A 22,950-nucleotide genomic window follows, 5' to 3' on the forward strand; every position below is an offset into this window, starting at 1 on the left:
GATAGCGCGGAGGGGTGTCGGCCGACGCGAACGGGCAGCCGCCGACGGCGGGAATCCCCACGGGAGACGTCCACCCTTCAAGTGCCCGCCACTGGCGGTGCGTGGGTGGGAGAAGGTTGTTCAGGCGGAGACGCGGGACTCTGCGACTTCGCGCGGAGCGGGCACCTTCGCCAGAGGTGCCTCGCACTGCATGACACGCGGCAGGCGCAACGCCATCACCGCGCCCAGCAGCAGCAGGCCCGCGCTGACGAGGAGCGTGACGTGCAGCCCGTGCACGAAGGCGTGCCGTGCCGCGTCGCGCAGGGCGGCACCACGGACTCCACCGAGACGCGACGCGACGTCGTACGCCTCGCCCAGTGAATGGCTCGCCGATGCCGACGCGGAGGTCGGCACCCCGGGTACGGACCGCAGCCCGGGCGCGTACGCCGCGTTCATGACGCTGCCGAGGAGCGCGATGCCGATGCCCGCGCCGAGCTGGTAGGAGGTCTCGCCGATCGCCGCCGCGCCGCCCGCCTGGGCCGGCGGTGCCTCGCTGAGCATCGACTCGTACGCCCCGAAGAGCGTCATCTCCAGGCCGAACCCGAGCAGCAGGAACCCGAAGAGCAGCAGCCCGGTGTTGTCCCGGCCGCCCATCGCGGTGAGCGTCAGCACCGAGAACGCGGTCAGGCAGAAGCCGAAGCACACCATCCGGCGCGGGCCGAAGCGCCGGAGCATCCGCGCCCCGAACAGCCCCGCCGCCATCGCCGCGAACGTCAGCGGCAGCAGCCGTAGACCCGTCTGGAGGGGCGACAGGCCCAGGACCAGTTGCAGGTACTGGGCGGCGATCAGTTCCAGGCCCACCAGGGCCAGCATCGCCAGCACGATGCAGCCGACGGAGGTGCTGAAGGCCGGCCTGCGGAACATGCTCAGGTCCACCAGCGGATGCGTACGGCGCCGTTGCCGTCGTACGAAAAGAACCATCAGCACCGCGCCCACGAGCAGCGGGGCCACGGTACAGGCGCTCTCGACCGGCTCCCCGCCGCCGAGTCGCTTGACGCCCAGGACGACTCCGAAGAGGCCGCCGGCGGCCATCAGGGCGCCGACGACGTCCCAGGGGCCGTTGCGGTCGCCGCGGGACTCGGGGAGCAGGAGGCGGCCGATCGGCAGGCTGATCAGCATCAGGGGGATGTTGACCAGGAAGACCGAGCCCCACCAGAAGTGTTCGAGGAGGAAGCCGCCGAGCAGGGGCCCGACCGCCGCGCCGACCGCCGCCACCGCGCTCCACACGCCGATCGCCACCGCGCGCTCGCGCCGGTCGGGGAAGACCTGGCGGAGGATCGACAGCGTGGCCGGCATGATCATCGCGCCGCCGACGCCGAGCAGCGCCCGCGCGAGGATCAGGACCTGGGCGTCATGGGCGCAGGCGGCCAGGCCGGAGGCGATGCCGAAGAGGCCGTAGCCGAGGAGCAGGATGCGCCTGCGGCCCACGCGGTCGCCGAGCGTGCCGAAGAGGATGAGGAGCGAGGCGCAGACCAGCGGATAGACGTCGACGATCCAGAGCAGCTCTATCGCGCCGGGTTTGAGGTCCTCGGTGACGGCGGGCACCGCGACATGGAGCACGGTGGCGTCGAGCGCGACGAGGAGCAGGCTCACGCAGAGGACGACGAGGACGACCCAGCGGTTGGCACCGGCCCCGGCCGCCCGACGGCGCAGCGCTGCGGCGGCCGTGGTCGTCCCGGACATGTACTACCTCCCAGATGTTCCCTCGCGTTCGGCGGGCTCACGGGGTGGGGACTCCCCGTGACTGCGGTCGGAGAGGAGCGGTGTCTCCGACCCGCGCAACGAAGGCGAGTGAGCCGTCAGCGTACGCGAGTTCACGCCAATGCCACGTGGCGGACCTCTCACACTCCCCGGACAACACGTGTGGCGTACACCACTCCCCCTCCTGTGGACCACGCCCCGCCGGGCCTGCCGGTTCCGTACCCCGTCGATAATCGAGCCCGTGACCGATCTTGAAGCACCCCTGCGCCGGGCGGCCCCGGCCCTCCTCGGGTACGCCGCCGTCCGCGCCCTGGGCCTGGTGGTGCTCGCGGTGTGGAGCGCGGCGCGCGGCAAGAGCGCCCACACCTTGCTGACCGCGCGGTGGGACGCCCTCTGGTACACCAGGGTCGCCGACCTCGGTTACGGCTACGAGGTGCGGCTCCCGAACGGCGACGTCCACTCGAACCTCGCCTTCTTCCCGCTGCTGCCCTGGCTGGAACGGCTCATGCACGCGGTCTCCCCGCTGTCGTACGCCGACGGAGGGCTCGTGGTGAGCCTGCTCGCCTCGCTCGCGGCGGCCTGGGGGATCTTCGCGGTCGCCGAGCATGTCTACGACCGTACGGCGGGCGTGTACGCCGTGCTGCTGTGGGCCGTGCTGCCGGTGGGGATCGTGCAGTCGATGGCGTACAGCGAGTCGCTGTTCACGGCGCTCGCCGCCTGGTCGTTGTACGCCGCGCTGACGGGCCGGTGGCTCACGGCGGGCTCGCTCGCGCTGCTGGCCGGGCTGACCCGGCCCGTGGGGCTCGCGGTGGTGGCCGCGGTGTGGGTCGCCGGCGTCACCTCTTTCGTGCGGGACCGCAGCACGGCGCCCGCGCCCGGCGCACGGAAATGGCGATGCGCCCTCGGTCTGGCGCTCGCGCCCCTCGGCGCCGCCGGATACGTCCTGTGGGTCGGCCATCGCACCGGCAAGGGCCCACTGGGCTACCTCGACGTGCAGGCGGGCTGGCGCAACGGTTTCGACGGCGGCGCCGCCTTCGCCCGATTCGTCGGCGAGAAGTTCACCTCGTTCCCGTCCGCCCTGGCCGGGGTCGGACTGATCGTCGGCGTCGGGCTGGTCCTCTGGCTTTACGTCGTGGGCGTCCGGCAGGGCCAGCCGCTGCCGCTCCTGGTGTACACCGGGGTCGTCACCGCGCTCGCGCTGTGCGCGTCGAGCTACTTCGGCTCGAAACCGCGCCTGCTGATGCCCGCCTTCCCCCTGTTGTTCCCCCTCGCGCTTGCCCTGGCGCGGCTGCGTATCTCCAGGTCAGCGTGGGTGGTGGGCGGTGTCGCGGTGGCGTCGGCCGTGTACGGGGCGTTCTGGCTGAACGGCACCGGTCCGCCATGATCCACTCCGGGCGACTGGTGAGCACCCGGCTAATTTCACCCCAGCGTTTGGTGAACTAATTCATAAGTGCCATAAAACTGGGGCCCGGCATGATCAAAGGAATTGAAGGGCGGAGCCATCTGGGATTGCGGAATCCTCGGAAATAAACCTGTCCCTGAGAGCTTTCCCACATCACATCGTCATCACAAAGCCGCTGATTCGACGGGCATCCACACTCACTCGCTGTAACGTCGATTGGGTGCGTACCGAACGAAACCTCACCCGTCTGGACCGGGTGTTCGCGAGGCTGGACCGGGAACCGGAACGGCCGGCCAACATCGATGTGCCGAAGATGAGCCGGCACAGGGTCGTGCTGTTCGCGGCGACCCTGGCCTTCTATCTGGCGATCGTGTGGCTTGTCGTGACCACCTCCTGGCTGGTCCGGTTCGACTGGCAGGTCATGTTCTTCCGGCCGTACCAGCAATGGGCCGGCATCCACTGGTTCGTCGACTACTACGTGGTGCTGGGCCAGCGCGGCCCCACCGCGGTGATGGTCGCGGCCTGGCTGGGCTGGCGCTCGTGGCGGCAGCACACACTGCGCCCGCTGCTGACCCTGGGCACCCTGCTGCTCCTCCTGAACATCACGGTCGGCGCCGCCAAGCTCGGCATGGGCCGCCTCGGCCCGCACTACGCCACCGTCATCGGCTCGAACGAGATGGGCCTCGGCGGCGATATATTTCCCAGCGGCCACACCGCCAACGCGGTCGTGACCTGGGGGATTCTGGCGTATCTGGCCTCCACTCCGAGAGCCCGCCGCTGGCTGTCCGCCGCGTCCGCCGTGACCTCGCTCGGCGTCGGTCTCGCCACGGTCTACCTCGGTACGCACTGGCTGAGCGACGTGCTGCTCGGCTGGGCCGCCGGTCTGCTGGTCCTGCTCGCCCTCCCGTGGTGCGAGCCGCTGATCGCGCTGGCCGAGACCCGCATCTTCGACTACCGCGACCGCTGGCGCGCCCGCCGCGGCGGTACGGCGCCCGCCCCGGTGCCGACATCGCCGGTCACCGCGCCCGTGCTGCTCAAGCCACGCGCCTCCGCCTCGGGCGACGAGGTCCCGGCGGCCCGCGAGACGGTCACCGCGAGCCGTTCGGCACGGCCTCCCGTCCATCTCGCGCCGAGCCCGCACACGACCCGCTCGGAACGCACCCCGGTCACCCCGATCGGCAGCCGCCGCCCGCCTCACCCGGACCGGGTGGCACGTGGCACCACCTCCGCGACGGCCCGTCCGGCGGCGGGCGGCTGACCCACGAAGCCGCGGGGCCGGTACGCACAATCCATCCCCGCACGACGAAGGCCCCGGTTCCTCCTGCGGAACCGGGGCCTTCGTGACGTGCGCGTTCAGCCCTTCCAGGCGCGCGCCACCGTGCCGTCCTTCACCTCGAAGTTGAGCCGGCCCTCGCGGTACTCCATGGTGATGATCGCCCCCGGTGGCAGCGACCGCACGGTCGACCACCCCCGTTCCCGCGCGAGCCGCTCGGCCTCGGCCGCGTCGAGGCCGACGTAGGTGTTGGGGTTGTCCTGGGGCTCGGCCGGTGGAGTCGGAATGGGTGCCATGCCCGCCACGCTAGCCGCTCTCCCGCTCTCCATGACCCTCTCCGGTCACACTTCTGTCACAGGATCAGGACGTGTGTTTTGTTCTGTCTACCTCACACGTATGAGCGGTTCCGTACGCCTTACGCGGGCATTCGAACGTAATTCCCGCCTGTCGGTCCGGCCCGTCGAATAGCCCGGCGGAAAGTTCCGCGAGAACCGGCCGGGCGCCCCATTCCATTCCGATTCCGTGCCGTACGGCAGGAGCTGACGCAGCATAAGAGTTTCACCGTTCCGGCACAGAATCGCCGTGCGCCACCGAGCCGTCCCGCTCCAGCGCACGGGACAGCCGGTCCCTGGCCCTCCTGATCGCTCCGGTCAGCTCGACCGGTTCCAGGACCTCGAACTCGAAGCCCGTCATCACCACATGGATCACCATCACATCGAGGTTCGGCGCCCCGGTCCGCAGCAGACAGGCGTCCGGCCCGTCCGCCTCCAGCGTCCCGGCGGACGGTGAGATCCGCTCGGCGGCCCGCTCCAGGGGCACGAGCAGCCGCACGACGGCCTGCGAGGCGTACGCGCGCGTGGAGACCCCTTTCGAGACGTACGCGGCGAGGTCCTCGGCCGGTGGCTCGCGCGGGGTGAAGCGCGGCCCGTGCGGCGGTCTGGGCGTGACGCGGTCGACGCGGAAGGTGCGCCAGTCCTCGCGGTCCAGGTCCCAGGCGACCAGGTACCAGCGCCGCTCGGTGCACACCAGGCGGTGCGGTTCGACGGTACGGCGGGTGGGGGCGCCGTCGTGGCTCTGGTACTCGAAGCGCAGCCGCTCGGCGTCCCGGCACAGGGCGGCCAGCTCGGTCAGTACGGCCGGGTCCACGGCGGACGCCAGGGTGTTGTGCAGCATCGGCACGGTGAAGGCGTTGAGTGCGCCCACCCGGCGGCGCAGCCGGTTCGGCAGGACCTGCTCGAGCTTGGTGAGGGCGCGTACGGAGGTCTCGCCGATGCCCTCGATGCCCTGCCCGGCGGCGGTGCGCAGACCGACCGCCACGGCGACCGCCTCGTCGTCGTCCAGGAGCAGCGGCGGCAACTCGGCGCCCGCGCCCAGCTGGTAGCCGCCGCCCGTGCCGGGGCTCGCGTTGACGGGGTAGCCCAGCTCGCGCAGCCGGTCGACGTCCCGGCGCACAGTGCGCGGGGTGACCCCGAGCCGGTCGGCCAGGTCGGCGCCGGACCACTCGCGGTGGGCCTGGAGCAGCGAGAGCAGCCGCAGGAGTCGTGCCGAGGTCTCCAACATGGTCGAAGTCTGTATCAAGGGCTGTACGGGAGTTGAGGCACCTCGAAACAGGTGCTGTTCATGTCTCCTTGCGGAACCCACCCCCTCCCGTCCTGCCACCGCGCGACCGACAGACAGGTCCTGCGGGTCTTCGGCGGTTCCGCCAGCCGCTCGAAGGAGACGGGAACCAGCAGGCCGTCGGCGGTGTAGTGCTCGCTCCGGTTCATGAACCCGTCGACGCACGCGCGCGTGACGCCCGTTTCCGTCTTCGCGCACGCCTTGGCCGCGTCCGTGAACCACATCGCCGCCGCCCAGCCCTCCAACTGCCACTGGGAATGCGTCTTCAGCCCCTCGGTGGCGTCCCGGAACTCCCGTACGGCCGGCTGCGACACATCGTCGAAGTCACGGCTGGACCCGGTCGCCCACAGGGCGTTGCGGCAGCGCGGGGAGTTCTTGTAGTCCTCCGGGACGGTGGATGTCCAATTCTGTACGTTCGTCACCTTGGCGACGACCTGTGCGCCGACCTGGTCCATCGCCGCGCACAACTGGGCGTTCCCGTGCGTGTCGAGGGCGTCGAAGACGAGGTCGGCGCCCTGCTGCTTCAGGTCGGCCGCCGCCGCGCGGAAGTTGGGCAGCGCGAAGTCGACCTGCTCGGGGACGACCTTGTAGCCCTCGGCCTTCAGCCCCTGCTCGACGAGCCGGGCGTAGGCGGCGGACGCGGCCTGGTTGTACGACACGACGGCGGCGGTACGGGCGCCCTGCTCGCGCTTGAAGTAGCGGTAGACCTCCGTGCCGCCGTACAGCTTCCCGCCCCAGCCCGGGGTGCCCGTGCGGGGCGCGAGGCTGCCGTAGATGCCGTAGAGGTGCGGCCAGGTGTCGTAGGCGGCGCCGATGGGCTGGCCGCCGATGTCGGGCACGCGCGCGTGGGAGACGCGGGAGGCGCCCGCGTAGTCGAGGGCGGTGGTGGCGACCAGGGCGACGACCTTGTCCTCGTCGACCAGTTGGTGCACGCACTCGTTGTCGCCGACCCCGCTGCCGCCGTCGTCGCACAGCCGCACCTCGACCCGGCGTCCGGCGATGCCCCCGCGCGCGTTGACGCGGTCGAAGTACGCCTGGGCGCCGTCGCGGGGGCCGGTGAAGGTGTCGCCGCCGACCGGGCTGGTCGCGCTGGTGATGATGCCGACCCGGATCGGTGTGCCGGTGCTCGGCGCGGGCGTACGGGTGTCGCCGTGCTCGAAGTCGCTCTCCGGGAGACGGCTGCCGCAGGCCGTGCCCACCAGGAGCAGCAGCACCGCGGCAGCGGTCTCAGCAGCCCGACCCGGGCGCCGGCGAGGCATCGCCGCTCAACGCCACCAGCGCGCACAGGGTGTTGACGGACACCTTCCAGGTGCCGCCCTGCTCGACTGAGGTCCCGGAGGCGTCCGGCAGGGCGGTGGCGCCGTTGAGGGTCAGCGTGTAGGTCACGGTCGCCTTGTCCGCCTTGGTGAACACCACCTTGGTGACCTCGGCCTGCACCTGCCCGCCGCGTTTGTCGCCGTTGAACGCCTTCAGGACCGCGCCCATCTTGTCGCCGTTCTCCAGGACGGCCTGTTTGTCCGCGGTGGAGCCGGCCGGGTCGAAGAACTTCTTCCAGTTGGCCTTGATCTGGCTCGTGGCGGCGGCCGGGTCGGCGGGCGCGGTCGCCGGTGCGCTCGTCGTCCGCTCCACGGACGGGGTGGGCGGCGGTGCGCTGCTGCCGCCCCCGCTGTCGTCGCTGCAGGCCGCCAGGGCCGGGCCGAGCACAAGGAGGAGGGCGACCGCACCCGCCCTCCATCGGCCGTTCCCCCGCCTGAGGTCGCTCCCGAGAACCATCTGGCTCACCACCGGGTGTCGGTCCGGGCCATGAGCGCCCGGTGCTTTCAGGGTCAGCTTGTAGAGGGCATAGTGCAAGCCATTGGCTGACATGGACAGACACATGACACATGTGGGAGCCGGATATGCGGACAGGCCGACTGCGGACCGTGCATCCCGTCCTGTGGGCCGGCTGGGCCGCGCTCGCCGCGGGTGCGGTGCTGTGCGTGCTCGGCTGGTACGGCGTCTCCGGCGAGCGCTACGCCGAACGGCAGCTCCCCTACCTGGCCTCCTGCACGATCCCCGGCGCCGCGCTGATCGTCGCCGGCGCGATCCTGCTCACCCACGGCCGCGGCGCCCTCGCCACCACGCGCGTGGAGGAGCTGTACGCCCTTCTCGTGGCCTCCGAACCCGACGACGCCGAGGAGTCGGCGGAGGCCGCCGCCGCGCCCCTGGCGGTCAGCGGAGACCTGTTGATGATGCCCGGCGGCACGTTGTGGCACCGCGCGGACTGCCCGTTGGTCGCCGGTAAGGCGGAGGCGGTGCCGGTGGACTCGAAGCTCGTGGCGAACGGCGAGTTGGGCCCCTGCCCGATCTGCGAGCCCGCCGAAGCCGACGACTGATGTCCTCGCTGACCTACGACCTCACCCTCGCCGGACTGTCCGTCGGCAGCGCCGCCGCGCTCACCGGGATCGGCCTGATCGTGACGTACCGGGCGACCGGCGTCCTCAACTTCGCGCACGGCGCGGTCGCGATGGTGTGCGCGTACGCGCTCCGGCAGTGCGTGGTGGAGTGGGGCTGGCCGCTGTGGCTGGGCGCGGTGGTGACGCTGTTGTTCCTCGCGCCGGGTGTCGGGGTCGCGCTGGAACGCTTCGTCTTCCGGCCGCTGTCGGTCCTCGGCGGCGATCCGGCACAGACCCTGGTGGCGTCGATCGGCGTGTTCGTGCTGCTGGTCGGCGGGGCGGCGCTGGTGTGGGGGCAGGGGGCGCGGGACGACGCGCCGGAGCTCGTATCGGCCGATCCCTGGGGCCAGTTGGCGGTGGTCCTGGTCCTCGCGGCGGGCGTCGGGGCGGTGATCCGCTGGACGCGTTTCGGACGGGAGCTGCGGGCCGTGGTCGACGACCGCCAACTCGCGCTGCTGGCCGGGGTGGACGCGGACCGGGTCGCGGCGGCGGGCTGGGCGTTCGGTTCCTTCACGGCGGGCCTGACGGGCGTGCTCCTCGCTCCCTCCGTGCGCCTGGACCCGTACGGCCTGCCCCTGCTCGTCATGGAGGTGGTGGCGGTCGCGGTGGCCGCGCGGATGCGGAGTCTGCCGGTCGCCGTGGTGGTGGCGCTGGGGATCGGGGTCGGGCAGAGCCAGTTGACGAGGGTTCATCTGCCCGGCTGGGGTGGGCAGTTGGTGCAGGCGGTGGGCGCGAACCTGTTCGTGGTCGCGCTGTTGGTCGTGGCGCTGGTGCTGCCGGGTGTCGGTGCGAGGGACGCCCTCCCCCGTACGGCTTCCGCGCGCGTCGCGACGCCTCCCGGGGCCTGGATCGTGGCCGCGGTGCTGTTCCTGCTCCCCCTCGGCTTCGCGGGCTCGGATCTGCACACCTCGGTCCAAGTCCCGGCGCTGGGCGTGGTGTTGCTGTCCCTGGTGGTGGTCACCGGCCGCGGTGGCCAACTCTCGCTGGGCCAGGCGGCGTACGCGGGCCTGGGCGCCCTGTTCACGGCTCTGCTGGCGGCGGGCCGCTTCCCGGGCCTGCCCCGCCTGCCGGAACTGGCCGCGCTGGCGGTGGCCGTCCTCCTGGTCGCTCCCCTCGGCCTCCTCACGGGCTGGCCCGCGATCGGCCGCCACGGCCTGTCCCTGGCCCTCGCGACCTTCGCGGTCGGCGTCGGGGTCAGCCGCTTCGTCTTCGCCCAGCCGTACGCGACATCGGGCCTGGCGCTGAACCGCCCGTCCGGCTTCGAGGGGGACCGCGCCTACTACGTCCTCGAACTCGCCCTCCTGACCTGCGCGTTGCTGGCGACCCACGCCCTGCGCCGGGGCCGCACGGGCCGCGCCCTCGCCGCGATGCGCGACCACGAGGCGGGCGCGTCGGCTGCGGGCGTCCAGGTCCCTTCCCTGAAACTCCTCGCCTTCGTCGCGGGCGCGGCTCTGGCCGCCCTCGGCGGCGCCATGCTCGGCATGGGCCTCCGCGCCTTCGACCCTTCGGCCTACGACCCCGTCCGCGGCCTGTTGTGGTTCGCCGCAGTGGTCGTCCTGGGCGCCGACAGCACACTGGGCGCACTGACGGCCGCAGCCCTCCTGGTCGGCCTCGACGCGGGCGCGCGCGGTGGAGTGGCGGCGGCACTGATCGGGGTGCTGGCGGTGTGCGTGGGGCGGTTTCCCGGGGGGCCGTACGAGGCGCTACGGACAGCGGTCGGGCGGCTCCGCCCCCAACGGCGGGCGCGGCTCACACCGTTGGGGGTGCGGGTGCGGCGGAGGTTGCGGGAGGTGGGCGTGCCGGGGCGGGTGCAGTCAACGGCTGCTGCGCACGCGGGGGTTGCGCGTCGCGTGGAGCTCGGCGGCGGACGGGTGTCTGACGGCGCCCGGGACCCGCGACGGCGCGCCGCCGGGCTTGGGCAGCGGGGCGAGGCGGACTCAACGGCAGCCACCCACGGGAGCGAGACCGGGCCAACAGCAGCCGCCCGCAGGGGCGTTGCGCGCCCGGCGGAAACCGACCCCGAACGGATGTCAGGGGCCCAGGACCCACGAGGACGCACCTCCGAGCCCGGGCACCAGGACGAGCCGGACCCAACGGCAGCCACCCACGGGAGCGAGACCGGCCCAACAGCAGCCGACCGCAAGGGCGTTGCGCGCCAGACGGAGACCGCCCCCGGGCGGACCTCCAGGGCTCGGGCCCCGCAGAGGCGCACCTCCCCACCACGAACCCCACCCGCCCTCACCGCCCACGCCCTCTACGCCCGTTACGGCAGCTTCACCGCTCTCGACGGCGTTGATCTCGTCGTGCGGGCCGGTGAGGTGACCGCTGTTGTCGGGCCCAACGGGGCTGGAAAAAGTACCCTGTTCCACTGTCTGGCCGGGACCGTGCGGCCTGTGCGTGGGCGGGTTCGGCTCGGTGGCCGGGATATCACTCGGCTGCCCGCGCATGCCCGGACGCGGCTCGGGGTCAGTCGGAGCTTTCAACAGCTCGCCGTTTTCCCCTCGTTGACCGTCGCCGAGAATGTGCGGGTGGGGGCCGAGCAGGGGCGGGCCCCCGAACCCGGTGCCGTGGAGCGGGCGTTGCGGCTGTTCGGGCTCGGCGGGGAGCTGTGGTCGCTGCCCGCCGCCGGGCTGCCCACCGGGACGCTGCGCCGGGTCGAGCTGGCGCGGGCGTTCGCGGGCGACCCTCGCGTGCTGCTGCTCGACGAGCCCGCCGCCGGGCTCGACACCACCGAAGTGGCCGCGCTGGCCCTGGTGTTGCGGGCGCTGGCCGCCGAGGGCACCGCGCTGCTCGTCGTGGAGCACGACCTGGATCTGGTCGCCGACCTCGCGGACGTGGTCCATGTGATGACGGCGGGGCGCGTCGTCGCCTCCGGGCCGCCGGATCGTGTCCTCGACACGCCCAACGCCTGGGAGAGCCCCGCATGACCATCTCCCTGCGCCACGCGCGCGTGCGCTACGGCCCCCTCGAAGCCCTGCACGGCGTCACCCTCGCCGCCCCGGCCCACGGGCTCACCGTCCTGCTCGGCCGCAACGGCTCGGGCCGTACGACCGTGCTGCGCGCCCTCGCCGGAACGGTCGCGCTGTCGGGCGGCGCGGTGGTGTGGGACGGCGCCGATGTGACCCGTGTGCCGGCCTACGAACGGGCCCGCCGGGGACTGTGTCTGGTGCCGGAGCGGCGGGCCGTGTTCGGGTCCCTCACTGTCCACGAGAACCTCGAACTCGCCGCGCGGGACTACTCCGTGGCCCTCGACGCGTACCCCCAGCTGCGCCCGCTGCTCCCCCGCCGGGCCGGCACCCTCTCCGGAGGCGAGCAGCGGATGCTGGCCCTGTCCCGTGCCCTGCTGGCAGGCGCGCGCGTGGTGCTCGTCGACGAACCGGCGCAGGGCATGTCACCGGCGGTCGCGGACCGCACGTACCAACTGCTGGGCGGGCTGGACGCATGCGTGGTCGTCGCCGAGCAGCGGCTCCCGCCCGTGCTGCGCGGCCGGGCCGCCCTCGTGTACGAACTGCGGCGCGGAGTGGTCGTGTTCGGCGGCGAGGCGACCGAACTGACGTAACGGGCACGCCCCCGCCCGGTCGGAGGACCGGGCGGGGGCGGCTCGGGAGCGGTTCGACTCAGAGGTCGAGCTGCTGGCCCGGCACGATCAGATCGGGGTCGCCGCCGATGACGGCCTTGTTGGCGGCGTAGATCTTCCGCCAGGTGGTCCCGTGCTCGGCGGCGATGCCGCTGAGGGTGTCGCCCTTGCGGACGGTGTAGTCGCCGCGGGACGTGCCGCGCGAGACCTCGTTCGTGCCGCGGTCCGGCGTCTTCGACGTCGGCTTCGAAGGGGCCGCCTTCTTGGTCGACTTGACCGTCGACTCGCCGGACGACTTCTTCGTAGTCCTCGGCGTCTTCGCCTTGGTGGACTTCTCGGTCACCGTGCCCGAAGAGGCCGCGGGTGCGCTGCCGTTCGCTCCGGCCTTGGCCGAACAGACCGGCCAGGCGCCCCAGCCCTGGGCGTGCTGGACCTTCGTGGCCACGGCGATCTGCGCGGACCGCGAGGCCTGGTCGGCGGTGGCCGCGTAGGCCGAACCGCCGTAGGCGCGCCAGGTGCCGGCGGAGAACTGGAGTCCTCCGTAGTAGCCGTTGCCGGTGTTGATGTGCCAGTTGCCGCCGCTCTCGCACTGGGCGATGCGGTCCCACACTCCGCTGTCGGCCGCCGCGGCGTTGCCAGTGGCCGCCAGCACGCCCAGGGGGGCGAGCAGGGCCGCTCCGGCGAGGACCGCCGCCGTCCGTGCCTGACCCTTGCGGTGGGTCTCAGGCGTGTTGTCGCGAGTGGTATCGGCACATTCGGACATGTAGTTCCCTCTCCAACAACTCGGGGTCCCCCAAGGCGGTTCGCGGCTCCCACGCATCGACGTGGTCCTCGCGCTCCTCCCCGTCCGCCGGAAGTGGTGCTGCTTGCTGGCTTGTTCGGCCGGCGGACGTGTCCCGAGCGGTGCTCGTTGCACACGGCGGAGGAATGTACGGAGGTGGACGAGCCGGTGTCGACCAACTGCCCGTCGCCGCAGGCCAGTTGACTGTTACCGCGGGTATCGGCATTTTTCGGCCACCCACTACATTCGCTGATTTCACGATTTTTCGACCAGTTGCCGACAAACGCTGTGACTCGGTTCACGCAACCAACTCCCTTGACCTTTCAAAGAGTTGACAGGGAGTGTCCGATTCCGTACCAGCCGTGACCGTCCGCGTCGGTCGGTTGGATTCGGTTCGCTCCGGAGCGTGACTCCCGCCACAGATCCTCCGTTGTCTTCTTCATGAGCCCGGGACCCACCGGGCACCGCATTCCGAGGGAGCCACCCGTGCCGCGCATGCTCGACGTCAGCGACGACGTACGCGCCGAGATCGGCGACGAAGAAGCCGACCGGCTGCTCGCCGGAGACAACGCCCCGGGCAGTTACGACTGCACGTCGTGCCGCACCCAGGGCGACTCCGATCAGGAGCGCACCAGCACCGTCCTGTTCATCGGCGACGAGACTGCCGTCCTCGCCTTCGCCCACGCCACCTGCCTGCCCTCCCAGATCGTCCAGGTCACCGAGGAGCAGCTGCAGGGCGCCGTCCGCTCCATCAGCGGCAACGCGCACGCCCCGGCCGGCGAACCGGAGAAGGCCGTACCCGAGCAGGCCGTGCTCGGTGTGACCAGCGGACTCGTCCTGATCTCAGGGGAGTTGCACCCGGCCCTGGTGGTGGAGCCGACCGCCGCCATCGTGCGGCCCGGCTCGACCGGCGCCGGCGACGACTTCCTGCCGCTGCTGATCGAGCAGGGCTTCATGCCGCTCAGCGAGATCACCACCGTGCCGCCGGTGCTGCACGGCTGGTCGGTGCTGCTCGCCGCGGGCCAGCTGCACGCGGTCCTCCAGCCGAGCAGCAACGGCGGTTCCCCGGTGGCCTGGTGGCAGGCGCACCAGCCGCTCCAGGTCACCGACAGCTGGCGCGCCGCCGCCAACAAGCACCAGCAGGTGCTGATGTTCGCGGCACCGGTCGGCTCGATCGGCCGCCAGCCCCGCGAGGACCTGCTGCGAAGCGCGCTCGACAAGGCGGCGGCCAACGGCAAGCTGGTCGGCTCCGCGCTCCCGCTCGCGGGCACCTGAGCCGCATCCCTTCAGATCACCCGTCGTTTGGACATACGTGCACACCTACGACGTTCCCCGCAGCCGGCCCTACCAGCCGATCCCGTCCTCGCGATCGGACCGGGACAGCCCCGGCGGCCCATCGGCCACGCCGATCTACGACCGGCTCTACTCGGAGTGGGTCAAGACCTTCCGCTCGCTGCCGGGCGACCGCAGCGGCGAGGAGGAACTGGGCTTCACGGCCTTCGGGCACAGCCCGCACAGCACGGGCTCGTTCGGCGGCTCGTTCGGCGGCGGTTCGTTCGGCGGGAGTTCGTACAGCGCGTACAGCGCGGGGGCCTACAGCGCCCGGCAGCAGTCGCAGTGGCAGCGCGTCGGGCAGCTCGGTCACGTCGGCCAGCAGCACGGCCACACCGGGATGCACCACATCCCGGCCCTGCCGCCCGGCCCACGCCGGGGCATCTGACGCGGCACGCACACGAGGAGGGCGGCCCCTGTTCCGACAGGGGCCGCCCTCCTCGTCGTACGACTGCTACTTCTTCTTGTTGCCGCGCTTCTCGCGCACCCGGACCGAGATGTGGATCGGGGTGCCGTCGAAGCTGAACTCCTCGCGCAGACGGCGTTCGATGAAGCGGCGGTAGCCCGCCTCGATGAAGCCGGAGGCGAAGAGCACGAAGCGCGGGGGCTTGGTGCCGGCCTGGGTGCCGAAGAGGATGCGGGGCTGCTTGCCGCCGCGGACCGGGTGCGGGTGGGCGGCGACCAGCTCGCCGAGGAAGGCGTTCAGACGGCCCGTGGGGACGCGGGTCTCCCAGCCGGCGAGGGCGGTCTCGATGCCCGGGACCAGCTTCTCCATGTGGCGGCCGGTGCGCGCCGAGATGTTCACCCGGGGCGCCCACGCGACCTGGGCCAGCTCGGTCTCGATCTCGCGCTCCAGGTAGTAGCGGCGCTCCTCGTCGAGGGTGTCCCACTTGTTGAAGGCGAGGACGATCGCTCGGCCCGCCTCGACGGCCATGGTGACGATGCGCTGGTCCTGCACCGAGATGGACTCGGAGGCGTCGATCAGGATGACCGCGACCTCCGCCTTCTCGACGGCGGCGGCGGTGCGCAGCGAGGCGTAGTAGTCGGCGCCCTGCTGGAGGTGGACGCGCTTGCGGATGCCCGCCGTGTCGACGAACTTCCAGGTGACACCGCCGAGTTCGATGAGCTCGTCGACCGGGTCACGGGTGGTGCCCGCGATCTCGTTGACGACGACGCGCTCCTCGCCCGCCACCTTGTTCAACAGCGAGGACTTGCCGACGTTCGGGCGGCCGATCAGGGCGATCCGGCGCGGGCCGCCGACCGCGGTGCCGAAGGTCTGCTCGGGCGCCTCCGGCAGCGCCTCCAGGACGGCGTCCAGCATGTCGCCGGTGCCGCGGCCGTGCAGCGCGGAGACCGGGTGCGGCTCACCGAGGCCCAGGGACCACAGGTAGGCCGCGTCGGACTCGCCGCTGAGGCCGTCCACCTTGTTGGCGGCCAGCACGACGGGCTTGCCGGCCTTGCGCAGCAGCCGTACGACCGCCTCGTCGGTGTCGGTGGCGCCGACCTTGGCGTCGACGACGAAGACGACCGCGTCGGCGGCCTCGATCGCGTACTCGGCCTGGGCGGCCACGGAGGCGTCGATGCCGAGGACGTCCTGCTCCCAGCCGCCGGTGTCGACGACCTTGAAGCGCCGGCCCGCCCACTCGGCCTCGTAGGTCACGCGGTCGCGGGTGACACCGGGCTTGTCCTCCACGACGGCTTCGCGGCGCCCGATGATGCGGTTGACGAGCGTCGACTTGCCGACATTCGGCCGGCCGACGACGGCGAGCACGGGCAGCGGTCCGTGACCGGCCTCCTCGATGGCGCCCTCGACGTCCTCGATGTCGAAGCCCTCTACGGCGGCGAGCTCCATGAACTCCGCGTACTCGGCGTCGCCGAGCGCCCCGTGCTCGTGCTCCTCGCCGGAGCCGTCGGGCTGGATCTGGTCGTTCATGAAGTCGGTACCTCGTTCATCGTGGTGATCGGTGGAGCCCCCGGATTTCGGGTGATCCACTACTCAAGTGTCTCTTAGCGCCCGGTGAGGCGCCTGGCATCGTCCAGGTGGGCGGCCAGCTGCTTCTGGATCCGCTCGGTCGCCTCGTCCAGAGCCTTGCGCGTACGGCGGCCGGAGCCGTCGCCCGCGTCGAACGGGTCGCCGAAGACGACGTCGACGCGGGAGCGCAGCGGAGGCAGCGCCTTTATCAGTCGTCCGCTCTTCTCGGCGGTGCCCAGTACGGCCACCGGCACGATCGGGGCGCCGCTGCGGACCGCGAAGTAGGCGAGCCCGGCGCGCAGCGAGGCGAAGTCGCCCTCGCCGCGGGTGCCCTCGGGGAAGATCCCGAGGACGCCGCCGGCCGCCAGGACGTCCAGCGCCCCGGTGATCGCCGTACGGTCGGCGACCGAACGGTCCACCTTCAGCTGGCCGATGCGCAGCAGGAAGGGGTCCAGCGGGCCGACGAAGGCTTCCTTCTTGATCAGGAAGTGCGTCGGCCGGGGTGCCACGCCCATGACCATGGGTCCGTCGACGCCGTGGGAGTGGTTGACGGCGAGGATCACAGGGCCGGAAGCGGGAACCTTCCACGAACCCAGCACACGCGGCTTCCACAGCCCGTACATCAGGCCGACGCCGATGCGCCGCCCGACCTCGGCACCCCGCTCCGATGCGGCGGTTGGAGCTTTTGGAGCTGTCACTTGGCGGCCCGCTTCTCCCCGACCAGGGTGACCACGCACTCGATGACCTGCTGGAGCGTGAGGTCGGAGGTGTCCACCTCGACCGCGTCGTCCGCCTTCGCGAGCGGCGAGGTCTTGCGCGAGGAGTCGGCCGCGTCCCGCTTCAGCAGCGCCTCGCGGGTGGCCTGTACGTCGGCGCCCTTCAGCTCACCGCTGCGGCGGGCGGCACGTGCCTCCGGAGAAGCGGTGAGGAAGATCTTCAGGTCGGCGTCGGGCAGCACGGTCGTCCCGATGTCCCGCCCCTCGACGACGATCCCCCGCTCCGCCTCGGCGGCCAGCGACCGCTGCAGCTCGGTGATCCGGGCCCGCACCTCGGGCACCGCGCTGACCGCGCTGACCTTGGAGGTGACCTCCTGGGTACGGATCGGGCCCGCCACGTCCACGCCGTCGACGCTGATCGTCGGGTGCGCCGGGTCGGTGCCCGAGACGATCTCCGCCTTGCCCGCCGCGTCGGCGATCGCGGTGGGGTCGGTCAGATCGATCCCGTTGTTCACCATCCACCACGTGATCGCCCGGTACTGCGCGCCGGTGTCCAGATAGCTCAGCCCGAGCTGCGCGGCCACGGCCTTCGACGTGCTCGACTTGCCCGTGCCGGAGGGGCCGTCGATGGCGACAATCACTGCCGGGGCGGTCCGGGCGGCGCCGTTTTCCACGGGAGGACACCTTCCTGGTGAAGGGTGGTGAGCGGGGTGGGGACGCGAGTGCGCCCCGCACAAGGTTACTGGGTGCGCGTCACTCGTCCGGCCGCGCCTTGTCGACGCCGACCCGGCATGATCAACCCGCCGCCCGACGCCTTGCCGACGCGGGCCGACATTCCACAGCCCGTCCGGGGCCTCTCCAAGGCGGGCCCGCGAATCCAGCCCGTCCGACGTCGTGCCGGCACAGGCCCGCGAATCCAGCCCGTCCCACGCCCCGCCGATACAGGCCCGCCAATCCAGCCCATCCTGCGGCCTGCCGACACAGGCCCACCAACCCAGCCCGTCCCACGCCCGCCAACCCAGGCCCGTAAATCCAACCCGTCCCACGCCCTGCCGACCCAGGCCCACCAACCCAGCCCGTCCCACGCCCGCCAACCCAAGCCGCCAGTCCTCAGCCCGCCCGGTGCCTTTCAACGCAGGCCCGCAAAATCAGCCCGTCCGGCGTTTGAGGACGAGGCCCCTTCAGGGCCGAAGCGGGGGTCTGGGGGCGCGGCCCCCGGGAGACGCCCGCACCGACACCGCGCACCTCTACTGCCGGATCGCCCATCCCCGCTCCCGCAATCCAGCGATCAGCGCCCCCGCCGCCTTCGGCTCCACCATCAGCTGGACGTAACCCGCCTGCTGCCCGGTCGCGTGCTCGATGCGGACGTCCTCGATGTTGACCCCGACCATCCCCGCGTCGGCGAAGATCCGGGCCAGCTGGCCGGGCTGGTCGTCGATCAGCACGGCCACGACCTCGTACACCCGCGGAGCCGACCCGTGCTTGCCGGGGACGCGGACCTGCCCCGCGTTGCCGCGCCGCAGCACGTCCTCGATGCCGTCGACGCCCTCGCGGCGCTTGTCCTCGTCGGCGGACTGCAGGGAGCGCAGTGCCCGCACCGTCTCCTCCAGATCCCCGGCGACATCGGTGAGCAGGTCGGCGACCGGCCCCGGGTTCGCGGAGAGGATGTCGATCCACATGCGGGGGTCGGACGCGGCGATCCGGGTCACGTCCCGGATGCCCTGCCCGCACAGCCGTACGGCGGCCTCCTCGGCGTTCTCCAGCCGCGCGGCGACCATGCTGGACACGAGATGCGGCATGTGGGACACGAGAGCCACCGCCCGATCGTGCGCATCCGCATCCATGACGACCGGTACGGCACGGCAGTGCGAGACCAGTTCCAACGCGAGGTTCAGCACCTCGGTGTCGGTGTCGCGGGTGGGCGTCAACACCCACGGGCGGCCCTCGAAGAGGTCTGCGGTCGCGGCCAGCGGGCCCGACTTCTCGCGGCCGGACATGGGGTGCGAGCCGATGTACGACGAGAGGTCCAGGCCCAGCGCCTCCAGCTCGCGGCGCGGGCCCCCCTTGACGCTGGCCACGTCGAGGTAGCCGCGGGCCACGCCCCGGCGCATCGCGTCGGCGAGCACCCCGGCCACCAGCGCGGGCGGCGCGGCGACGATCGCGAGGTCGACGGGTCCCGCCGGCTCCTCCTCCGTACCGGCGCCGAGCGCGGCGGCCGTACGGGCCTGCTCGGGGTCGTGGTCGGCGAGGTGAACGACGACGCCCCGGGACGCGAGGGCGAGCGCGGCGGAGGTGCCGATGAGTCCGGTGCCGATGACGAGCGCGGTTCTCACTGGGCGATGTCCTTGCGGAGAGCGGCGGCGGCACCGAGGTAGACGTGCGCGATACCGGCGCGGGGCTTGTCGGACTCGATGTGCGCGAGGATGCGGACCACTCGGGGCATGGCACCCGCGATGTCGAGTTCCTGGGCGCAGATCAGCGGTACGTCGGCGAAGGCGCTGCCGAGCTTGCGGGCGGCGGCCGCCGGGAAGTCGCTGTGCAGGTCGGGCGTGGCCGTGAACCAGACGCTGATCAGGTCGTCGGCGGTGAGGCCGTTGCGCTCCAGGACGGCGGCGAGCAGCTCGCCGACCCGCTCGTCCATGTGGCCGGCCTCGTCCCTGTCCAGTTGGACGGCGCCCCGGACCGCTCGTACCGCCACTGCTCTGCTCCTCGCTGATGTACCTCACGGCTCTGTGCACATCCAGCCTAGTCAGCCCGTCCGGTACGGGTGCCCGGCGCCCGCCCCCTGAGACGGGCCGGAGCGGGCCTCGCGAACCCTGCCAATGTCACCTGAATCACTCTGTTCCGCTACTGGTCCGCTACAGGTGGTGAGATCATCCCGGTATGCCTCTTTACGCACGGCCCCGAGTCCGCTCTCATGGGCTGGTAGCTCGCCTCGGGGGAGGACAGTAATGAAGCGTCCTGGACCACTGCTCACACTTCTGGCTGGTCTGGTGCTGGGCCTGTTCATGCTGACGCTCAATGTGACGTCGGGGACGAAGACCGCGTCGTCCTCGTACAGCGAGGCATCGCAGTCCCCGTCACCGTCTCCGAAGAAGTCGGCGCCCGCGTCTCCGACGCCGACCGTCACGCCCAGCCCGACGCCGTCCAAGTCGGCCGTGCCGAACGCCAGTTACGCCGGCCGCACCGACGACGACACCGCCTCGGTCGCCGTGACGATCCGCGACGGCAAGGCGGTCGCGTACTTCTGCGACGGCCGCTACAAGGAGGCCTGGCTGCGCGGCCCGGTCGCGGACGACGGCACGATGAAGCTCACCGCGCCGAACGGCGCCGTACTCGACGGAAAGCTCCAGCAGGGCAAGAAGATCCGCGGCACGGTCAAGGACGAGGGCCGCAAGTACGCCTTCACCGCCGACAAGGCCGTCAAGCCGTCCGGACTGTGGCGCGCCACGGCCAAGGTGCGCGGCGCCAAGATCGACGGCGGCTGGATCGTGCTGCCGAACGGCCGCCAGACCGGCATCGTCACCCGCGACGGCAAGGTTTCCGCCGCACCCCGTATCGACCCGGAGACCGGCGCGGTCACGGTCGACGGACAGCAGCTCACGGCACAGCCCGTCACCCCCTGACCCACCATCCGCCTCAGGGAGCCGATCATGACCGCCGACCCGAACGCCGCCACCCAGGCCTTCCCACCGCCCCCGCGCCGCCGCGACAGCCCCGCCCGCTATCTGGTCCCGGCCCTGGTGGCCGCGGCCGTGGCCGTCGGACTCGGCGTCTACGGCAAGGTCCACGACCCGGCAGGCACCGCCTTCAACCTCGCCGGCTTCAGCAGCACGGGCGCGGTGAAGTCCTGGCTCGCGACGACCGCGTTCTTCTTCGCCCTGGTCCAGGTCGTCTCGGCCTTCATGGTCTACGGCAAGCTGCCGGGACCGACCTGGTCGGGGACCCTGCACCGCTGGTCGGGGCGGATCGCGTTCCTGGTGGCGGTGCCGGTCGCGGTGCACTGCCTCTACGCGTTCGGGTACCAGACGTACTCGACACGCGTGATGTGGCATTCCCTCCTGGGGTGCCTGTTCTTCGGCGCCTTCAGTGCCAAGATGCTGCTGCTCCGCTCGGAGCGCCTCCCCGGCTGGCTGCTGCCGCTCGTCGGCGGGCTGGTCTTCACCGGCCTCACGCTGCTCTGGCTGACGTCCGCCCTCTGGTTCTTCCGCACCTTCGGAGTGAGTACATGACCGACAGCTCGACGCGCCGCACGGTTCTCGTGACGGGTGCGGCCGCCGCGCTCGCCGCCGGTTGCAGCAAGTACGGCGACAGCAACGACTCCTCGGGCTCGTCGTCCGTGAAGGCCTCCGGCGGGCAGGAGTTGGCGAAGACCGCCGACATCCCGGTCGGCGGCGGCAAGATCCTCAAGGCCCAGAAGGTCGTGGTGACCCAGCCCAAGAAGGACGAGTTCAAGGCCTTCTCGGCGATCTGCACCCACCAGGGCTGCACGGTGAGCACCATCGCGAACGGCACGATCAACTGCCCGTGCCACGGCAGCAAGTTCAACATCGCGGACGGTGCGGTCGCGGGCGGCCCGGCGCCGAAGCCCCTCCCGGCGGAGCAGATCACAGTGGAGGGAAATTCGATCCGCCTGGCGTGAAGTGCCGCGTACGCTCCCGGAATGGACCCCGACACTCCCGGAATGCACCCTGAGGCCCTGGTCCGCGACCACACGATCTATGCCTGTGTGATGGGGTCGCGCGCCTTCGGTCTGGCGACGGAGGGCAGCGACACGGACCGCCGGGGTGTGTTCCTCGCCCCCACTCCCCTGTTCTGGCGCTTCGAGAAGCCGCCGACGCATGTGGAGGGCCCGGCCCAGGAGCAGTTCAGCTGGGAGCTGGAGCGCTTCTGCGAACTGGCCCTGCGCGCCAACCCCAACATCCTGGAGTGCCTGCACTCGCCCGTCGTCGAGCACATCGACGACACGGGCCGTGAACTCCTGTCCCTGCGCGGTGCGTTCCTCTCCCGCCAGGTCCACGAGACGTTCACGCGCTACGCGTTGGGCCAGCGCAAGAAGCTGGAGGCGGACATCCGCCTGCACGGCGCGCCCCGCTGGAAACACGCGATGCATCTGCTCCGCCTGCTGATGAGCGCCCGCGACGTACTCCGCACGGGCACCCTGACGATCGACGTGGGCGACCGGCGCGACCCCCTGCTGTCCGTCAAACGCGGCGAAGTCCCGTGGCCGGACGTCGAGTTGTGGATGACCCGTCTCGCGACGGAGACGGATGAGGCGGCGGCCCGCACCCCGCTCCCACCGGAACCGGACCGGCGCCGGGTGGAGGACTTCCTGATCCGAGTCCGCCGCGCCTCAGCCCTCCAGCCGGACCCGGACGACGAACTCGTGCAGGGCGTCGTAGGTACTCGGGGCGTCCGGGAGCGCTGACGCCTCCTGGGCCGCGTCCAGTTCACCGTGCAGGGTCTCTATGTCGGCCCGCACCCGCGCCTGGTCGACATCGGCGGCCCCGTGCTCCCGCTCGACCTTGGCCGCGATCAGGTCCGGCACATAGGACGGAGCCTCGACCTGCCCGACGAGCGTGGGCAGATGGGCCTGCACCTCGCCGCTGCGCATCAGATGGATGCCGGTGAGCAGCACACGGAACGTGTAGAGCAGCGGCTTGAGTTCGCCGGTCTTCTCGAACAGCCGCCACTGCGTCTGCGCGAACCCCCTGTAGTGGTGGGCGTGATGACTGGTGAGGGAGCCCGGTGCCAGGGCGGCCAGCTCCCGGTGGGCGTCGGTGGTGTGCACGACGAGCGGCGACAACAGCTGCTCCAGCACATAGCCGTTGCGCCGCAGCATCAGCCGTACGAACTTGCGCAGGTCGTGGGTGACGAGGTCCATCTCGACACCGTCCCGCAGCCACATCTTCGACCGTGTCTCGTCCGGCTCGCGCAGGCCGACGAGTTCGGCGGCGGGCAGCAGGTGCACGCCCCTGAGGTCCACGTCCGAGTCCCGGGACGGGAAGCCATACAGGTGCGCGCCGGAGACCGTGGCGAAGAGCAGCGGGTCGGGCTGCTCCGCCACCACGGGCTTGAGGTCGATGTCCAGAACGTCGATCATCG

Annotated in this window: 23 protein-coding genes; 11 read left to right on the forward strand and 12 right to left on the reverse strand. The window is 71.6% G+C overall.

All coding sequences use genetic code 11. The features are described from left to right. Positions 1–120 precede the first annotated feature (120 nt). On the reverse strand, positions 121–1,722 hold the full coding sequence (locus tag SSP08S_RS48490; protein WP_019074899.1) for an MFS transporter: 1,602 nt from the start codon (positions 1,720–1,722) through the stop codon (positions 121–123). A 259-nt stretch (positions 1,723–1,981) separates the two neighbouring features. On the opposite strand from SSP08S_RS48490, the gene SSP08S_RS48495 reads away from it, so the two are divergent. After that, positions 1,982–3,124 (forward strand): mannosyltransferase family protein, encoded by a 1,143-nt coding sequence (locus tag SSP08S_RS48495; protein ID WP_019074900.1) that lies wholly within the window; start codon positions 1,982–1,984, stop codon positions 3,122–3,124. A gap of 238 nt (positions 3,125–3,362) precedes the next feature. Further along, positions 3,363–4,400 (forward strand): phosphatase PAP2 family protein, encoded by a 1,038-nt coding sequence (locus SSP08S_RS48500; RefSeq protein WP_019074901.1) that lies wholly within the window; start codon positions 3,363–3,365, stop codon positions 4,398–4,400. A 95-nt stretch (positions 4,401–4,495) separates the two neighbouring features. Here the strand turns inward: SSP08S_RS48500 and SSP08S_RS48505 are convergent, their stop codons facing one another. The 4 genes from SSP08S_RS48505 to SSP08S_RS48520 form a co-directional block, all read right to left on the reverse strand. Next, positions 4,496–4,711 carry an I78 family peptidase inhibitor gene (locus SSP08S_RS48505; RefSeq protein WP_019074902.1) on the reverse strand — a complete coding sequence of 72 codons (216 nt, stop codon included), beginning with the start codon at positions 4,709–4,711 and terminating at the stop codon, positions 4,496–4,498. Positions 4,712–4,973: 262 nt separating this feature from the next. Beyond that, positions 4,974–5,975: a helix-turn-helix transcriptional regulator gene (locus SSP08S_RS48510; RefSeq protein ID WP_019074903.1), complete on the reverse strand. Its 1,002-nt coding sequence runs from the start codon at positions 5,973–5,975 to the stop codon at positions 4,974–4,976. A gap of 14 nt (positions 5,976–5,989) precedes the next feature. Next, positions 5,990–7,291 carry an ABC transporter substrate-binding protein gene (locus tag SSP08S_RS48515; RefSeq protein WP_026179462.1) on the reverse strand — a complete coding sequence of 434 codons (1,302 nt, stop codon included), beginning with the start codon at positions 7,289–7,291 and terminating at the stop codon, positions 5,990–5,992. Then, positions 7,260–7,805: an MTB12 C-terminal domain-containing protein gene (locus SSP08S_RS48520; protein WP_043260356.1), complete on the reverse strand. Its 546-nt coding sequence runs from the start codon at positions 7,803–7,805 to the stop codon at positions 7,260–7,262. Before SSP08S_RS48520 ends, SSP08S_RS48515 begins: the two co-directional genes overlap by 32 nt. Positions 7,806–7,930: 125 nt before the next feature. Here SSP08S_RS48520 and SSP08S_RS48525 point away from each other — a divergent pair, with 125 nt between their 5' ends. From SSP08S_RS48525 to SSP08S_RS48535, 3 genes are read left to right on the forward strand one after another with little or no spacing between them, the layout of a single operon-like run. Then, on the forward strand, positions 7,931–8,407 hold the full coding sequence (locus SSP08S_RS48525; protein ID WP_019074906.1) for a hypothetical protein: 477 nt from the start codon (positions 7,931–7,933) through the stop codon (positions 8,405–8,407). Then, a complete protein-coding gene (locus tag SSP08S_RS48530; protein WP_019074907.1) occupies positions 8,407–11,394 on the forward strand; it encodes an ABC transporter permease subunit in 2,988 nt (995 codons plus the stop codon). The genes SSP08S_RS48525 and SSP08S_RS48530 overlap by 1 nt, the downstream gene beginning before the upstream one ends. Beyond that, a complete protein-coding gene (locus SSP08S_RS48535) occupies positions 11,391–12,026 on the forward strand; it encodes an ATP-binding cassette domain-containing protein (RefSeq protein ID WP_019074908.1) in 636 nt (211 codons plus the stop codon). The genes SSP08S_RS48530 and SSP08S_RS48535 overlap by 4 nt, the downstream gene beginning before the upstream one ends. Positions 12,027–12,084: 58 nt before the next feature. Here the strand turns inward: SSP08S_RS48535 and SSP08S_RS48540 are convergent, their stop codons facing one another. Further along, positions 12,085–12,807, reverse strand: coding sequence for a transglycosylase family protein (locus tag SSP08S_RS48540; protein WP_019074909.1), 723 nt, complete (start codon positions 12,805–12,807; stop codon positions 12,085–12,087). A gap of 504 nt (positions 12,808–13,311) precedes the next feature. Here SSP08S_RS48540 and SSP08S_RS48545 point away from each other — a divergent pair. Next, a complete protein-coding gene (locus SSP08S_RS48545; RefSeq protein ID WP_019074910.1) occupies positions 13,312–14,100 on the forward strand; it encodes a DUF8842 C-terminal domain-containing protein in 789 nt (262 codons plus the stop codon). Positions 14,101–14,137: 37 nt separating this feature from the next. Beyond that, positions 14,138–14,545 (forward strand): hypothetical protein, encoded by a 408-nt coding sequence (locus tag SSP08S_RS48550; protein WP_019074911.1) that lies wholly within the window; start codon positions 14,138–14,140, stop codon positions 14,543–14,545. Between the two features lie 66 nt (positions 14,546–14,611). Here the strand turns inward: SSP08S_RS48550 and der are convergent, their stop codons facing one another. The 5 genes from der to aroH all read right to left on the reverse strand — a co-directional run bounded on the left by der (position 14,612) and on the right by aroH (position 19,543). Next, on the reverse strand, positions 14,612–16,090 hold the full coding sequence (gene der, locus SSP08S_RS48555; protein WP_019074912.1) for a ribosome biogenesis GTPase Der: 1,479 nt from the start codon (positions 16,088–16,090) through the stop codon (positions 14,612–14,614). Between the two features lie 74 nt (positions 16,091–16,164). Next, positions 16,165–16,866 carry a lysophospholipid acyltransferase family protein gene (locus tag SSP08S_RS48560; RefSeq protein WP_174479460.1) on the reverse strand — a complete coding sequence of 234 codons (702 nt, stop codon included), beginning with the start codon at positions 16,864–16,866 and terminating at the stop codon, positions 16,165–16,167. Then, positions 16,824–17,519 carry a (d)CMP kinase gene (gene cmk / locus SSP08S_RS48565; RefSeq protein ID WP_019074914.1) on the reverse strand — a complete coding sequence of 232 codons (696 nt, stop codon included), beginning with the start codon at positions 17,517–17,519 and terminating at the stop codon, positions 16,824–16,826. The genes SSP08S_RS48560 and cmk overlap by 43 nt, the downstream gene beginning before the upstream one ends. 573 nt (positions 17,520–18,092) lie before the next feature. Then, positions 18,093–19,178, reverse strand: coding sequence for a prephenate dehydrogenase (locus tag SSP08S_RS48570; RefSeq protein ID WP_019074915.1), 1,086 nt, complete (start codon positions 19,176–19,178; stop codon positions 18,093–18,095). Then, on the reverse strand, positions 19,175–19,543 hold the full coding sequence (aroH, locus tag SSP08S_RS57555) for a chorismate mutase (RefSeq protein WP_019074916.1): 369 nt from the start codon (positions 19,541–19,543) through the stop codon (positions 19,175–19,177). The genes SSP08S_RS48570 and aroH overlap by 4 nt, the downstream gene beginning before the upstream one ends. 253 nt (positions 19,544–19,796) lie before the next feature. Here aroH and SSP08S_RS48580 point away from each other — a divergent pair, with 253 nt between their 5' ends. Genes SSP08S_RS48580 through SSP08S_RS48595 form a run of 4 tightly spaced genes read left to right on the forward strand, consistent with a single transcriptional unit; the run spans position 19,797 to position 22,273 of the window. Next, entirely contained in the window at positions 19,797–20,471 is a 675-nt protein-coding gene (locus SSP08S_RS48580; RefSeq protein WP_026179465.1) for a hypothetical protein, read from the forward strand. A gap of 27 nt (positions 20,472–20,498) precedes the next feature. Further along, positions 20,499–21,077 (forward strand): DUF6529 family protein, encoded by a 579-nt coding sequence (locus SSP08S_RS48585; RefSeq protein WP_019074918.1) that lies wholly within the window; start codon positions 20,499–20,501, stop codon positions 21,075–21,077. Continuing rightward, the gene (locus SSP08S_RS48590; RefSeq protein ID WP_019074919.1) at positions 21,074–21,487 is read left to right on the forward strand and encodes a Rieske (2Fe-2S) protein; all 414 of its coding nucleotides are present in this window, start codon (positions 21,074–21,076) and stop codon (positions 21,485–21,487) included. The genes SSP08S_RS48585 and SSP08S_RS48590 overlap by 4 nt, the downstream gene beginning before the upstream one ends. 42 nt (positions 21,488–21,529) lie before the next feature. Further along, complete coding sequence (locus SSP08S_RS48595; RefSeq protein ID WP_019074920.1) at positions 21,530–22,273, forward strand: nucleotidyltransferase domain-containing protein; 744 nt, start codon at positions 21,530–21,532, stop codon at positions 22,271–22,273. Here SSP08S_RS48595 and SSP08S_RS48600 read toward each other — a convergent pair. Further along, positions 22,199–22,948 carry a nucleotidyltransferase domain-containing protein gene (locus SSP08S_RS48600; RefSeq protein WP_019074921.1) on the reverse strand — a complete coding sequence of 250 codons (750 nt, stop codon included), beginning with the start codon at positions 22,946–22,948 and terminating at the stop codon, positions 22,199–22,201. The two genes, SSP08S_RS48595 and SSP08S_RS48600, sit on opposite strands and share 75 nt — an antisense overlap. Positions 22,949–22,950 lie beyond the last annotated feature (2 nt).

This window comes from Streptomyces hokutonensis, from assembly GCF_000376565.1.
GTDB classification, from domain to species: Bacteria; Actinomycetota; Actinomycetes; order Streptomycetales; family Streptomycetaceae; genus Streptomyces; species Streptomyces hokutonensis.

Excerpts from the sequence above, each read along its gene's own strand:
- SSP08S_RS48490 (WP_019074899.1), bottom strand. The coding sequence starts at position 1,722 with ATGTCCGGGACGACCACGGCCGCCGCAGCGCTGCGCCGTCGGGCGGCC.
- SSP08S_RS48505 (WP_019074902.1), bottom strand. The coding sequence starts at position 4,711 with ATGGCACCCATTCCGACTCCACCGGCCGAGCCCCAGGACAACCCCAAC.
- SSP08S_RS48510 (WP_019074903.1), bottom strand. The coding sequence starts at position 5,975 with ATGTTGGAGACCTCGGCACGACTCCTGCGGCTGCTCTCGCTGCTCCAG.
- SSP08S_RS48515 (WP_026179462.1), bottom strand. The coding sequence starts at position 7,291 with ATGCCTCGCCGGCGCCCGGGTCGGGCTGCTGAGACCGCTGCCGCGGTG.
- SSP08S_RS48520 (WP_043260356.1), bottom strand. The coding sequence starts at position 7,805 with ATGGTTCTCGGGAGCGACCTCAGGCGGGGGAACGGCCGATGGAGGGCG.
- SSP08S_RS48525 (WP_019074906.1), top strand. The coding sequence starts at position 7,931 with ATGCGGACAGGCCGACTGCGGACCGTGCATCCCGTCCTGTGGGCCGGC.
- SSP08S_RS48530 (WP_019074907.1), top strand. The coding sequence starts at position 8,407 with ATGTCCTCGCTGACCTACGACCTCACCCTCGCCGGACTGTCCGTCGGC.
- SSP08S_RS48535 (WP_019074908.1), top strand. The coding sequence starts at position 11,391 with ATGACCATCTCCCTGCGCCACGCGCGCGTGCGCTACGGCCCCCTCGAA.
- SSP08S_RS48540 (WP_019074909.1), bottom strand. The coding sequence starts at position 12,807 with ATGTCCGAATGTGCCGATACCACTCGCGACAACACGCCTGAGACCCAC.
- der (WP_019074912.1), bottom strand. The coding sequence starts at position 16,090 with ATGAACGACCAGATCCAGCCCGACGGCTCCGGCGAGGAGCACGAGCAC.
- SSP08S_RS48580 (WP_026179465.1), top strand. The coding sequence starts at position 19,797 with ATGAAGCGTCCTGGACCACTGCTCACACTTCTGGCTGGTCTGGTGCTG.
- SSP08S_RS48585 (WP_019074918.1), top strand. The coding sequence starts at position 20,499 with ATGACCGCCGACCCGAACGCCGCCACCCAGGCCTTCCCACCGCCCCCG.
- SSP08S_RS48590 (WP_019074919.1), top strand. The coding sequence starts at position 21,074 with ATGACCGACAGCTCGACGCGCCGCACGGTTCTCGTGACGGGTGCGGCC.
- SSP08S_RS48595 (WP_019074920.1), top strand. The coding sequence starts at position 21,530 with ATGCACCCTGAGGCCCTGGTCCGCGACCACACGATCTATGCCTGTGTG.
- SSP08S_RS48600 (WP_019074921.1), bottom strand. The coding sequence starts at position 22,948 with ATGATCGACGTTCTGGACATCGACCTCAAGCCCGTGGTGGCGGAGCAG.